The following is a 13,725-nucleotide window of genomic DNA, read 5'->3' as shown; positions in this document are numbered from 1 at the left end:
CGGGGGCATGGCACGTAAAAAGAAGAAAGCGAGAACGGAAATGTGCATCTATATTAATGTCTTACGTATGAAATTCGAGCAGCGTCGCTCGAATCGCACTATCGCAGCCGCGCTCGGCATAGGCTGTACTACCGTGCACGATATCCTCGGCCGATTCACGGTAGCTAACCTGGTCTGGCCATTGCCGGCGGAACTGTCCCCCGTCGACCTCGACCGCCTGCTCTATCCCGGCAAATCCGGAAAAGTTATCAATACCTTACCCAGCTGGCTTGATATCGATACCGAGTTAAGCCGCAAGGGCATGACCAAGCAGCTGCTCTGGATGGAATATCAGTCCGCCGTGGGCGGTGATGCCTTCGGTTACTCACAGTTTTGTGCACTGTTCCGTGACTGGAAAAAGAAGCAGCGGCGTTCCATGCGCATGGAGCACAAGGCTGGCGAAAAGCTCTTCATCGACTTCTGTGGCCCCACCGTACCTATCGTCAACCCTGCGACCGGTAGCGTACGCCAGGTCGCTATCTTCGTCGCTGCCATGGGCGTGTCAGGCTATGCGTATATCGAAGCCTGCGAAGGCCAGGACATGGCATCGTGGCTCAACGCCAATAGCCGCTGCCTGCACTTCATGGGTGGAGTTCCGGAGCTGATGATACCTGATAATCTGCGCAGCGCTGTCAGCACCCCTGACCGCTATGAGCCGGTCATAAACCAGAGCTACCAGGCGCTGGCAAATCACTATGAGACAGTGGTGCTACCGGCGCGCCCGAGAAAACCGAAAGACAAGGCGAAGGCAGAATCAACTGTGCAGCTGGTAGAACGCTGGGTTTTGGCCCGGTTGCGTAAACGTAGGTTCTACTCGCTGGCCGAACTCAACCAGGTGATACGAGAACTCAATCATGAGTTGAATTTGCGCCCGATGCGTCATTACGGCGGACAAAGTCGCCTTGAACGCTTCGAGCAGCTGGACAAACCGGCTCTTGGGCCTCTACCGCCCACACAATGGGAATACAGTGAGTATCTCGTTGCCCGAGTGGGACCTGATTACCACATAGACTACGGCAAAAACTGGTACTCGGTGCCGCATCCGCTGGTTGGCGAGCGCGTTGACGTCATCGCCACCCAACGGCTGGTGCAAATCCACCATAAGGGCGTCTGCGTGGCTACGCACCCTCGCAGCGATAACGCCTATAGGCACACGACTCAGGCGGCGCACATGCCGGCTAACCATAAGGGGCAGAGTCAGTGGACGCCGGAAAGGCTGTGCAGTTGGGCGCTGTCGGTGGGTGTGTGCACACTGAAAGTGGTCGAGTCCATCCAAAAGAGCAAAGCCCATCCGGAGCAGGCTTACCGCTCCGTGCTGGGGCTACTCAATCTGCAACGGCGCTATGAGACGACACGACTGGAGAAGGCCTGCGCGCTGGCGTTGGAGAAAGGGTGCATTAACCGCTCTTTCATAGCCAACGTATTGAAACACGGTCGTGAAAGTGAGGTCACCCAGGACGGAGCCGGCGTATCAATGCTGGTTCACGAAAACCTCCGAGGTCCGGACAGTTATCACTAAGAAGAATAAATATGGATACACTGTTAATGGCTCTGCGAGAGCTGAAGTTGTCGGCAATGGTCCAGGCGTTGGAGACGCAACGCGAACTCCCGGGGAGTTATGGGGAGCTGGGGTTCGAGGAGCGGTTGTCGCTGATGGTAGAAGCGGAAAATTTGCATAGAAAAAACAATCACATATGCCATCTGCGACGGCAATCGCAAATGCGCTTGCAGGCAAAACCGGAAGATATCCGCTATATCCCTAGCCGAGGAGTGACACCGGAACAGATGCGAGATCTGCTAGGGGGACAATATCTGAAATATCAGAAAAGCATACTCATCACGGGGCCAACAGGTACGGGCAAAACCTGGCTCAGTTGTGCGCTTGGTGAGCAGGCATGCCGGCAGCAATATAGCGTGCGTTACTGGCGAGTGGGTCGGTTGCTGGCCCATCTTCACCAGTGTCAGGTAGACGGGACCTATCTAAAACAGCTTAAGCAGTTAGAAAAAATAGAGTTACTGATCTTGGACGACGTGGGCCTAGGATCAATAAGTCCGATGCAGGCAACGATGCTGTTGGAGGTGATGGAAGATCGCTACGACAAAAGCAGCAGCATCCTGATCAGTCAACTGCCGGTGAAAAAATGGTATGGACTGATAGAAAACCCCACGACAGCTGACGCGTTACTCGATCGGTTAGTACACCCCAGCTATAGACTGGAACTTAAAGGCGAATCACTACGCAAAGAGCAAGGAGTAGCCAGCACAGGAAAAATAGACTAAACTCGAGTCAGAAGATGAGCGAACACGTGAACGAATATCACTGGAATGGGTGATCGAAAAATATCGGAATAACTGATCGGATGTCGCCGGAACAGCTGATCGGATACGTCGGAATCTGCACGGGACCCTGTACACGATTCTGTGTAAATGCCTTTTCTCAGAAGTGACCGTCCAGGCGATCACCGAACTCGATAATAAAGCGGCTCATTGCCATGCGCCAGTCCCTCAAAGGCATTGTCCATTTCTGTGAGGCCGCCTGTATCGCCAGCCACACCACCTTTTTCACTGCGTCGTCGGTCGGGAACACCTTGCGCTTTTTGATGGCATGCCGGATCACGCTGTTTAACGACTCGATGCGTTGGTCGTGTAGATCACCTTGCGGATGTCCGTTGGGTAGGCAAAGAACGTGGCCAGATTGGCCCAGTTTGCCTGCCAGCTTCGACTTATTTGCGGGTAGCGGATGTCCCAGGCATTGGAGAACGCTTCCAGCGCCTGCAAGCCGGCTTCTTCCGTAGGGGCCTGATAGATAGCGTTCAGGTCGCGGGTGACGGGCTTGTAGTCCTTCCAGGAGACGAACCGCAGGCTGTTGCGCACCATATGTACGATACACAGCTGGAGCCGCGCCTCCGGATACACCGCGTTAATAGCGTCAGGGAAACCTTTCAGCCCGTCTACGCAGGCGATAAGGATATCGTTCAGGCCGCGGTTTTTCAGCTCTGTCAGCACGTTCAGCCAGAACTTTGCGCCTTCATTTTCGGCCAGCCACATACCTAGCAACTCTTTCTGGCCTTCGATGTTGATGCCCAGCGCCAGGAACACAGATTTGTTGATGATGCGGCTGTCCTGCCGGACTTTTAGAACGATACAGTCAAGATAAACAATGGGATAGACTGCATCCAGAGGCCGGTTTTGCCATTCGACAACCTGCTCCATGACCGCATCGGTGACCTTTGAGACCAGCGCCGGCGAGACATCGGCGTCATACAGCTCTTTGAACGCGGCGGCGATCTCGCGGGTGGTCATCCCTTTGGCGTACAACGATAAAATCTGGTTATCCATCCCGGTAATCCGGGTCTGGTTCTTCTTCACCAGTTGCGGTTCAAAGGAACCGTCACGATCGCGCGGAGTACGCAGCGCCAGCGGGCCATCGCCAGTGGTAACGGTTTTTGTGGAATAGCCGTTGCGGGCGTTGGTCCCCGGTTTAGGCTGATTTTTATCGTAGCCGAGGTGATGGGTCATTTCGGCATTGAGTGCTGCTTCGACGCTAATTTTTTTCAGCCGCCGATCGAAGTGACTGAGATCTTCAGGGGTTTTGAGATTTTTGGCCAGTTCGTTAGCCAGAGCCTGCAACTGTTTTTCGTCCATAAATTAACCTGTTTTTGATGTTGGATTGAACATATCAAAATCAGGCAAATACACAAATTTCTAAACAGGCTCTCTGCACGGCGACGATAGCGCCTGTATTCTGGCGCATTATCGTCATGACAGTTTTGCCTTTGCCAATCGCTGCGCCACCCACGACGAATTTCGCGGCAGCCGGTTAAAAACGGCGCTGCTAACCACCGACTACCCTAATTTGCGAGCGCTTTGCCTGGTGGGCTACATGACCAAAGAGGATACGCTGCTGAAATATCTTGCCCGGCCCCATCTCCTGCAATTGGTCGATTACATCGGCGACGCGATTCATCGTCCGGAGGTAAGGCGGCTACTGGCGCCTTTTTCTTCTGGTGGGGAAATTATTTCTTGCCGACCGGAATGCTGAAACGTTTGTTGAAGCGATCAACACGACCACCGGTATCAACAACACGTTGTTTACCGGTATAGAACGGATGGCAAGCGCTGCATACGTCCAGGTTAAGGTCGTGGCCCAGGGTAGAGTGGGTCTTGATGACATTACCGCAGGAACAGGTTGCAGTAATTTCTACGTATTTCGGGTGGATATCTGTTTGCATGGAAAACCTCTTCGTAAGGCCGCGTCGCTATCCGGTCTACTTTATAACCAGACACCACGCGAATGGAGTTTATCGCTTTAATGCCGGATGACATCAAAGGCGGCGAATCATACAGAATGCCGCCAATCTTTGCAAACACAATCCGCACATCAAAGGCAATACAGTGTACACTATCAGCGCTTTTTTGACACCCAGGATGGATGGATGCCCGTTGTAAACGTCGCGTTACCGGTGCCGCTGGCTCGGACTTTTGATTACCTTTTGCCCGCTAACGCCGCGCCTGCGGTTGGGGGACGGGTGCGGGTTCCGTTTGGTCAACGCCAAGCCATTGGTATCGTCACCGCCATCCGCGAGCACAGCGACGTGGCCCTGGACAAGTTAAAGCCTATCAGCGAAGTGCTCGACGACCGGTCGCTATTTTCCGACAGCCTCTGGCGCATACTGAACTGGGCCATCGGCTACTACCATTACCCCGCCGGCGAAGTGCTGTTCCACGCTCTGCCGATCCTGCTTCGTCAGGGCAAGCCCGCTGAGATGGCGCCGCTATGGCAGTGGTTCGCCACGGAACAGGGGCGCAGCACACTGCCCGATAGTCTGAAGCGAGCGCCCAAACAGCAACAGGCGCTAGCGGCGCTGCTGCGCGGGCCGGTTTATCGTCACCAGGTAGGCGAGCTGCTGCTTACCGACCCGGCGCTGCAGGCGCTGCGCGCCAAAGGATTATGCGATCTGCGGCCCCAAGCGGTGGAGGCAAGCGACTGGCGGCCAGGGTTCGGCGTTAACGGCGAACGGTTGCGGCTGAACACCGAACAGGCCACCGCCGTGGGCGCTATTCGCAGCGAGGACGATCGGTTCACCGCCTGGCTGCTGGCCGGCGTGACCGGCTCCGGCAAGACCGAGGTTTATCTGACGGTGCTGGAGAATATTCTGGCCAAAGGGCAGCAGGCGCTGGTGCTAGTACCGGAAATTGGTCTGACGCCGCAAACTATCGCCCGCTTTCGTGAGCGCTTCAATGCGCCGGTAGAGGTCCTGCATTCTGGGCTCAACGACAGCGAACGGCTAGCGGTCTGGCTTAAAGCGCGACGCGGCGAATGCGCTATCGTCATCGGAACCCGTTCGGCGTTGTTCACCCCGTTCGCCCGGCTGGGGATTATTGTCATCGACGAGGAGCACGATAGTTCTTATAAGCAGCACGAAGGCTGGCGCTACCACGCCCGCGACCTGGCGGTTTTTCGCGCGCGGGAAGAAAATATACCGATAGTGCTCGGCACCGCCACGCCGTCCCTCGAAACCCTTTATAATGTGCAGCAGAAAAAATACCGCCGGCTCACCTTGGCCAAACGTGCCGGCAGCGCCCGGCCGGCCGGCCAACACCTGCTGGATATGAAGGGGCTGCCGCTGACCCATGGCCTCTCAACGCCGCTGCTGGATAAAATGCACGCGCATCTGCAGGCCGGCAATCAGGTCATGCTGTTTCTTAACCGGCGCGGCTTCGCGCCTGCGCTGCTGTGCCATGAATGCGGCTGGATCGCCGAATGCCAACGCTGCGATCACTACTACACGCTACATCAGCATCAGCGTCAATTGCACTGCCACCACTGCGACAGCCAGCGCCCGCTGCCGCATCAATGCCCACAGTGCGGCTCCACCCAGTTGGTCGCCGTCGGGTTAGGCACTGAACAGCTGGAGGCAGCGCTGACGCCGCTGTTTCCAGATGTGCCGGTAACGCGTATCGATCGCGACACCACGGCGCGCAAAGGCGCGCTTGAGGACTATCTGGCCCAGGTACAGCGCAGCGGCGCGCGGATTTTAATCGGCACCCAAATGCTGGCCAAAGGTCACCACTTTCCAGATGTTACGCTGGTTTCGCTGCTGGACGTGGATGGCGCGCTGTTCTCCGGCGATTTCCGCGCCGCCGAACGTTTCGCCCAACTTTATACCCAGGTTGCCGGCCGCGCCGGCCGCGCCGGAAAACAAGGGGAGGTTTTACTGCAAACCCACCATCCCGAGCATTCCCTGCTGCAAACGTTACTGCATCACGGTTATATGGACTTCGCCAATCAAACGCTAGAGGAACGCCGCCAGGCGGGCCTGCCTCCCTTTACCAGTCATATCCTGTTTCGCGCGGACGATCACGACAACCGCCAGGCGGGGCTGTTCCTTGATCAATTACGCCAGCTGCTGGACGCCAGCCCGCTGCGGGATAACGCCCTGTGGATCATGGGGCCTATCCCCGCGCTGGCGCCCAAGCGCGGCGGGCGTTTTCGCTGGCAGTTGCTGTTATCGCACCCCTCGCGTCCGCAATTGCAACGCCTGGTGGCCGCCAGTTTACCGCTGATAAGCACCCTGACCCAGGCGCGCAAGGTCAAATGGTCGCTGGATGTGGATCCCCTCGACGGCTGACGCCGCAGGTTTTGCGATCGCGCTTCGGCAATAGCGTAAAGATAAAAATCAGCGTGAAATTGCCCTCTGCTCGTCGACGTGTGATCTGATACAAAGGGAGGGCCGTTGAGCATGAATAGGGCCACAGTGCCCCCAGGAGTAATGCGTGGAACAGAAAAGAAGCCGTACCTGCTGCGCCGCGACAATGCGAGATGTGGCGCTGCAGGCAGGCGTTTCCACCGCGACCGTCTCACGGGCGCTGATGCGTCCAGAAAAAGTGTCGCCGGCAACGCTGCAGCGCGGGCGGCGGGCAGCATCAGTTATGCGCCGCTTACGCCGGGCCGCCTGATAAAACACGACAAGAGCGCTACGCTTCTGGCGTTGGTGCCCAATAGCGGCGACCCGCATCTCAGCGAGGTTTTGCACGGCATCACGCCGCGGAAACAAGGTGTCTTTCAGGACGCGCTAAATTGCCAGACCGGCAAAGCGGGACTTAACATGTTGATTTCACGACCACAGCCGCCTACCGCTATCTTTTGCCATAGCGATATGATAGCGCTAGGGGCGCTGGCGAAAGTGCTCGGCCTCAGAGTACCGGAAGAATTATCCCTGACCGGGTTTGGCAATTTAACGGCGGCGGCCCACTGTTGCCCACCGCTCACGACGGTGGCGCCCCCCAGTTATTACATAGGCCGCGAAGCAGTGCTGTTACTCTTGCGCCAACTCAGGCAACATGCGACAAGGGCGGCAGCCTCTGTCATGCTCGACAGTGAATTGGTCATCCGCGGGTCCAGCGCTCTGCCCCAGACACGTCACTGATGCGCATTTCGGAATGCTGACGCTGGTCAAATATTATTGCCTTCAGTAACATGACGGCCTGATGATTATCTCAAATTTAGCGAAACGATAGTGGCACAAAGAGACTATGTAGGCCGTGGCAAGTCCTCGGGCACGCGGCGTAAAACGACCAACCGTAAAAAGAAACGTTCCTCCTCCGGCACGTCCAAAACGATGATCCCACTGGCGGCGGCCGTACTGATTACGTTTATTGGCGGTCTCTATTTCATCGCGCATAACAAATCGGATGAAGCGGTGATTGTGCCTAATCGCGGCAAAAACGCCGGCAGCGGATTACCACCCAAGCCGGAAGAACGCTGGCGTTATATTAAAGAGCTGGAAAATCGTCAGATCGGGGTGCAGTCCCCCACCGAGCCAACCGCGGGCGGAGAGGTGAATTCGCCGGCGCAGCTGACCGATGAGCAGCGTCAACTGTTAGAACAGATGCAGGCGGATATGCGCCGTGAGCCCACGCATTTGAACGAAGTGCCTTATAACGATCAAAGCAAAGCGCCCGCAGCGGGCACGGCCCAACCCCGGCCAACCACCCAAACGCCGCGCAATCCGTTCAGTCAGCAACCGGTGCAGGCTCCGCGTCAAACGCCGCCGTCCACGGTTGCGCCTCAGCCGGTTCAGAAGAGCGCCGAGCCGAATGCGGCTAAAGAGTCGCCAAAAGAGAAGCCGCAGTGCTGGCTGGTCCAGTGCGGTTCGTTCAAAGCGATGGACCAGGCGGAGTCGGTGCGTGCCCAACTGGCCTTCGCCGGCATCGAAAGCCGCATCACCACCGGCGGCGGCTGGAACCGCGTCTTGCTGGGCCCCTATTCCAACCGCGCCGGCGCCGATAAAATCTTGCAGAGCGTACGCGCCGCCGGAGTATCAAATTGCATCCCCGTTGCCGCCGGGGGTTGAAAACCCGAATTCCCGCCCCATTTAATAGTTATCCTCGCCCCGTATTCTTTGCGGGGCGCTCACTATTTCCATTCCAAGGGGTTGCTCGTGACAACAATCGTAAGCGTACGCCGCAATGGGCATGTCGTCATCGGTGGTGATGGACAGGCTACTCTGGGTAATACCGTCATGAAAGGTAACGTGCGCAAAGTCCGTCGCCTGTATAATGAAAAAGTTATCGCCGGCTTCGCCGGCGGCACCGCGGATGCTTTCACCCTATTTGAGCTGTTTGAACGTAAATTGGAAGTGCACCAAGGCCATCTGGTCAAAGCGGCCGTTGAATTAGCCAAAGACTGGCGCACCGACCGCATGCTGCGCCGTCTGGAAGCCTTGCTAGCGGTGGCCGATGAAAACGCCTCGCTCATCATTACCGGGAATGGCGATGTCATACAGCCGGAAAACGATCTGATCGCTATCGGATCTGGCGGCCCGTATGCCCAATCTGCAGCGCGCGCGCTGTTGGAAAATACCGATCTCGGCGCACGTGAGATCGTCGAAAAAGCGTTGGGTATTGCCGGTGATATCTGCATCTACACCAACCATTTCCAAACCATTGAAGAATTAACGTCCAAAGCGTAAGGATCCTGAAAATGTCTGAAATGACTCCACGGGAAATCGTCAGTGAACTCGATGGCTATATTGTAGGCCAGCACAACGCCAAGCGGGCGGTGGCCATCGCGTTGCGCAACCGCTGGCGCCGCATGCAACTGGACGAAGCATTGCGCCATGAAGTGACACCGAAAAATATTCTGATGATTGGCCCCACCGGCGTCGGGAAAACGGAAATCGCCCGCCGCCTAGCAAAACTGGCCAACGCCCCGTTTATCAAAATCGAGGCCACCAAATTCACCGAAGTCGGCTACGTAGGTAAAGAAGTGGATTCCATCATCCGCGATTTGACCGACGCGTCCGTCAAAATGGTACGGCTGCAATCCATTGAGCAAAACCGTTTCCGTGCAGAAGAACTGGCGGAAGAACGGGTGCTTGACGTCTTGATCCCGCCGGCCAAGAATAATTGGAGACAGCCGGAGGAGAGCGGCGAGCCCTACAGCGCGCGCCAGAATTTCCGCAAAAAATTGCGCGAAGGTCAGCTGGATGATAAAGAGATAGAAATCAATCTCGCCGCGGCGCCGATGGGGATGGAAATTATGGCCCCTCCCGGCATGGAGGAAATGACCAACCAGCTGCAATCGATGTTCAAAAATCTGGCCGGCCAAAAACAGAAGCCGCACAAGATAAAGATCAAAGAGGCCCTGAAGCTTTTGATGGAAGAAGAAGCCGCCAAGCTGGTTAATCCGGAAGAGCTGAAAGAAAAAGCGATCGAGGCGGTGGAGCAGCACGGCATCGTATTTATCGACGAGATCGATAAAATCTGTAAGCGCGGCGAAGTGTCTGGACCGGATGTTTCCCGGGAAGGCGTGCAGCGGGATCTGCTGCCGCTGGTGGAAGGCTGTACCGTTTCTACCAAGCACGGGATGGTGAAGACGGACCATATTCTGTTTATCGCCTCCGGCGCGTTTCAGGTTTCCAGCCCGTCGAATCTCATTCCCGAGCTACAGGGGCGTCTGCCGATCCGCGTCGAGCTAGAAGCCCTGACCACCGAGGATTTTGAACGCATCCTGACCGAGCCCAGCGCTTCGCTCACCACTCAATATATCGCCCTGATGGCGACGGAAGGGGTGAGCATCGCCTTCACCGAGGACGGCATCAAGCGTATCGCCGAAGCGGCCTGGCAGGTGAACGAGCGCACCGAGAATATCGGCGCCCGCCGTTTGCACACCGTCCTGGAGCGTTTAATGGAAGATATTTCCTATGACGCCAGCGAGTGGAACGGTAAAACTATTTCTATTGATGCAGATTATGTTCGCAGTCACCTGGATGAGTTAGTATCTGATGAAGATTTGAGCCGCTTTATCCTGTAACCCATCTCAGGGTAATCGACATCCGCAGCGGGAGGCTCAGGCCTCCCGTTTTTTTTGGCGTTCCCGCCACCGTAGAGAAGAGTGCAAACATGAGCGACACAGCCACACTCAGCCCGACAAAAGCCTGGATGATCAGCCTGCGGCTACGCACCCTGCCGCTGGCGCTATTAACCGCTTCCATGCTGCAAATTCTCTCCAATCTGGCCAACGATTATGGCGATGCGGTGAAAGGCAGCGACGACCGCGGCCGGATTGGTCCCCTGCGCGGTATGCAACTGGGGCTGATTTCCCGCGAGCAGATGAAATTCGCGCTGCTGCTGGCGGTGGCATTATCGCTGGTGTCGGGCGCGCTATTGATTTTCGTGGCCTGCAACACCGCAGCGGACGTGCTCGGCTTTTTGTGTCTGGGCATCTTGTCGATCATCGCCACTATCACCTATACCGTCGGCACCCGCCCCTATGGCTATATGGGGCTCGGCGATTTGTCGGTGCTGATTTTCTTCGGGTGGCTGAGCGTGGGGGGGGAGCTATTACCTGCAAACCGGCGCCTTTCACGCCGTGGTGATCTTGCCCGCCACCGCCTGCGGCTTACTGGCCGCGGCGGTGCTGAATATTAATAATTTGCGCGATATCGAAAGCGATCGTCAAAACGGCAAAAATATCCTGGCGGTACGCCTGGGACCGCAACGGGCGCGCTATTATCACGTTTGCCTGCTGGCCGGCGCCGTGTTGTGCCTAGCGATTTTTGCGCTGCTGGAGCTGCATAATCTCACCGGTTGGCTGTTTTTGCTCGCGGTCCCGGCGCTGTATATGCAGGCGCGCTACGTCCTGCACGAAACGGATCCGTCCGGTATCAGGCCGATGCTGGAGAAAACCGTGAAATGCGTGTTGATCGTGAATATTCTGTTCGTGCTGGGCTTGCTGCTGGCCTAACGCCGCCGCTTTTCTGACGTGCGTCAAGTTCGCCTTTGATGACTTTGGCAACTCTGCCGAGAACGCGATATACTTGCGACTTCAGTGGCAAACCGACGTAAATCCTATGAAATACGATACCTCAGAATTATGTGACATTTATCAGGAAAACGTGAACGTTGTTGAGCCTCTTTTCACTAATTTTGGCGGCAGAACCTCTTTCGGCGGTCAGATAACGACCGTGAAGTGTTTTGAGGATAACGGATTGCTCTACGAGCTGCTGGAAGAAAACGGTCGCGGGGCCGCGTCCTGCTGGTGGACGGCGGCGGATCGGTACGACGGGCGCTCATTGATGCCGAACTGGGCAATCTGGCCGTACAGAACGTGTGGGAAGGGATCGTGGTTTACTGCGCGGTGCGCCAGGTGGACGACCTGGAAGAGCTGGATCTGGGCATTCAAGCTATGGCCGCCACCTTCGCCGGCGAAGGTATTGGCGAAAGCGATATCCGGGTAAATTTCGGCGGCGTCACCTTCTTTTCCGGCGATCATCTCTATGCCGACAATACCGGGGTCATCCTGTCCGAAGACGCGCTAGATTTGGAATAACGTCAACGGCTCCACGCGCGCCGTCAATAGCCGGGCCGGCGTCCTATCTCGGCCCGGCGTGGTAATCTCCGGGGCAACGCCCGATGCCAGCGAGCGGCTCAGCGGAGATCACCGCCGGAGTACGTCAGGTCAGGATGCACAGCGCCGCTGCCCGGACGCGCAAGGCGATGCACGCACCGCCCGCAGGGAAACCCTAGGGGTTCAAACCTCATCCATTTTGCTCAACAGGCCGCGCAAGCGCTCTTGCCACACATGCTGCTCCTGCTTTAGCTGCTCGTTTTCATTTACCAGCGACTCACGGTTGCTCTGCGCTTGCTGCACTTCCTGGCTCAGGCTCGTGTTCTTTTCTTTTAGCTCCTCGATTTCCATCTGCAGAAGCGTGATGGTATCAATAGCCTGTTGGACTTTCGCTTCCAGTTTCTCAAATACTTCAAATGCCATTTGTTTCCCCTTAAAGACACAAGGCGTCTTGGTCAGTGGTCGCTACACACCCTTGTGTAACTCGAAAAAGCCGACCGCCCAGGCGTGTTGCCGCTGCCTTTTGCCGTGACTGATACAGGATTTTAAGTAGCCTGCCTGCCCGTGTCCATACACATTGTCTCAATTAGGACATTAGCCCCCCGCCTATGCCGCCGGTTCGCCCTGCGGCGGGAAAACCGGCCATGGCGACTTCTTGCTTCCGGCCGGCGGCGGCGCGTGCGTTTTTCTTTGAGAGGGAAACGCGGCAAAAAAATTAAAGTACTTAGCGGCGTAAGAAATGGGTGTTTAGGAACCAATTTTTAAGCGAATACGCGCATTTTTATGACACGGCCCACACATTTAGATTTCGATATTTCTCGTTTTTGCTCGTTAACGATAAATTCATATTATAACTACATAAGTTATTACCCTATATTTTATCAATGACAAGGGTGTTGCATCAGCCTGGCTCGACACCTTTCCAGCCACAGGAACCGTTTATAAACCAATTAACATCACCGACAATAAAAGGGCAATGCAACGCCGAATTCCTCGGGACAGGATTACTGATTTTCTTCGGTGCCGGCTGTGTCGCCGCCATGAAATTGGCCGGGGCATCTTTCGGCCAGTGGGAAATCAGCATTATCTGGGGCATGGGCGTGGCAATGGCGGTCTACCTCACCGCGGCCGTTTCCGGTGCGCACCTTAGCCCGGCGGTCACCATTGCGCTCTGGCTGTTCGCCAGCTTCGAGCGACGCAAAGTGCTACCGTATATTGTGGCGCAGATGCTGGGGGCCTTTTGCGCCGCGGCGCTGGTTTACGGCCTTTACTATAATCTGTTTTTTGATTATGAGCAGGCACACCATATGGTTCGCGGTAGCGTCGAAAGCCTGGATCTCGCCGGCATTTTCTCAACCTATCCTAATCCGCATATCTCGGTAGCCCAGGCGTTTTTGGTGGAAATGGTGATGACCGCCATCCTGCTGTGCCTGATCCTGGCGCTGACCGACGACGGCAACGGCATTCCGCGCGGCCCGCTGGCGCCGTTGCTGATCGGTATTCTTATCGCGGTGATAGGCGCCGCGATGGGGCCGCTGACGGACTTCGACCTGAATCCCGCCCGCGATTTCGACCCCAAAACCTTCGCTTTCCTAGCCGGCTGGGGCAAAGTCGCCTATACCGGCGGCCGGGAGATCCCTTACTTCTTGATTCCGTTGATCGCCCCGGTGGTCGGCGCCTGTCTGGGCGCCTTCGGCTACCGCGCGCTGATTGGGCCGCATTTGCCCGGCCAACTGAGCGGCGAAGAGGCCGATGATGTCGCCGTTGCCCAAAGTCGCGCCGCGCGCTCCGAACCCAAGACCTGATTTCCTTTGTTGAACGTCTAAAATAGC

General features: G+C 56.3%; 10 protein-coding genes and 3 pseudogenes. 10 read left to right on the top strand and 3 right to left on the bottom strand.

All coding sequences use genetic code 11. The features are described from left to right. The first annotated feature begins 7 nt into the window (after positions 1-7). Both istA and istB read left to right on the top strand, forming a co-directional pair. A complete protein-coding gene (gene istA / locus SOPEG_RS04920; protein WP_081742933.1) occupies positions 8-1,558 on the top strand; it encodes an IS21-like element ISSoEn3 family transposase in 1,551 nt (516 codons plus the stop codon). A gap of 11 nt (positions 1,559-1,569) precedes the next feature. Continuing rightward, positions 1,570-2,319, top strand: a complete 750-nt coding sequence (gene istB / locus SOPEG_RS04915; RefSeq protein ID WP_025244512.1) for an IS21-like element ISSoEn3 family helper ATPase IstB — start codon at positions 1,570-1,572, stop codon at positions 2,317-2,319. Between the two features lie 157 nt (positions 2,320-2,476). Here the strand turns inward: istB and SOPEG_RS04905 are convergent. Next, a pseudogene (locus SOPEG_RS04905) lies at positions 2,477-3,684 on the bottom strand (IS256-like element ISSoEn2 family transposase). Positions 3,685-4,055: 371 nt separating this feature from the next. After that, the gene (gene rpmE, locus SOPEG_RS04900; RefSeq protein WP_025244511.1) at positions 4,056-4,271 is read right to left on the bottom strand and encodes a 50S ribosomal protein L31; all 216 of its coding nucleotides are present in this window, start codon (positions 4,269-4,271) and stop codon (positions 4,056-4,058) included. Between the two features lie 204 nt (positions 4,272-4,475). On the opposite strand from rpmE, the gene priA reads away from it, so the two are divergent. From priA to rraA, 7 genes and pseudogenes are all read left to right on the top strand, one after another. Next, entirely contained in the window at positions 4,476-6,671 is a 2,196-nt protein-coding gene (priA, locus tag SOPEG_RS04895) for a primosomal protein N' (protein ID WP_025244510.1), read from the top strand. A gap of 141 nt (positions 6,672-6,812) precedes the next feature. Then, positions 6,813-7,469 (top strand): substrate-binding domain-containing protein, encoded by a 657-nt coding sequence (locus SOPEG_RS31140; RefSeq protein WP_025244509.1) that lies wholly within the window; start codon positions 6,813-6,815, stop codon positions 7,467-7,469. A gap of 90 nt (positions 7,470-7,559) precedes the next feature. After that, positions 7,560-8,396: a cell division protein FtsN gene (ftsN, locus tag SOPEG_RS04885; RefSeq protein ID WP_025244508.1), complete on the top strand. Its 837-nt coding sequence runs from the start codon at positions 7,560-7,562 to the stop codon at positions 8,394-8,396. A gap of 87 nt (positions 8,397-8,483) precedes the next feature. Further along, on the top strand, positions 8,484-9,014 hold the full coding sequence (hslV, locus tag SOPEG_RS04880; RefSeq protein ID WP_025244507.1) for an ATP-dependent protease subunit HslV: 531 nt from the start codon (positions 8,484-8,486) through the stop codon (positions 9,012-9,014). Positions 9,015-9,025: 11 nt separating this feature from the next. After that, on the top strand, positions 9,026-10,357 hold the full coding sequence (hslU, locus tag SOPEG_RS04875; protein ID WP_025244506.1) for an HslU--HslV peptidase ATPase subunit: 1,332 nt from the start codon (positions 9,026-9,028) through the stop codon (positions 10,355-10,357). Between the two features lie 89 nt (positions 10,358-10,446). Next, positions 10,447-11,290 (top strand): annotated as a pseudogene (locus tag SOPEG_RS04870) (1,4-dihydroxy-2-naphthoate polyprenyltransferase). Between the two features lie 106 nt (positions 11,291-11,396). Then, positions 11,397-11,875: pseudogene (rraA, locus tag SOPEG_RS04865) on the top strand (ribonuclease E activity regulator RraA). A 201-nt stretch (positions 11,876-12,076) separates the two neighbouring features. On the opposite strand, the gene zapB reads toward rraA, so the two are convergent. Beyond that, positions 12,077-12,316 carry a cell division protein ZapB gene (gene zapB / locus SOPEG_RS04860; RefSeq protein WP_025244505.1) on the bottom strand — a complete coding sequence of 80 codons (240 nt, stop codon included), beginning with the start codon at positions 12,314-12,316 and terminating at the stop codon, positions 12,077-12,079. Positions 12,317-12,834: 518 nt separating this feature from the next. Here zapB and SOPEG_RS04855 point away from each other — a divergent pair. Continuing rightward, positions 12,835-13,698, top strand: a complete 864-nt coding sequence (locus SOPEG_RS04855) for an MIP/aquaporin family protein (protein ID WP_025244504.1) — start codon at positions 12,835-12,837, stop codon at positions 13,696-13,698. Positions 13,699-13,725: the final 27 nt, after the last annotated feature.

Origin of the sequence: Candidatus Sodalis pierantonius str. SOPE, from assembly GCF_000517405.1 — a bacterium.
GTDB classification, from domain to species: domain Bacteria; phylum Pseudomonadota; class Gammaproteobacteria; order Enterobacterales; family Enterobacteriaceae; genus Sodalis_C; species Sodalis_C pierantonii.
This window is presented reverse-complemented; position numbering and strand designations above follow the sequence as displayed.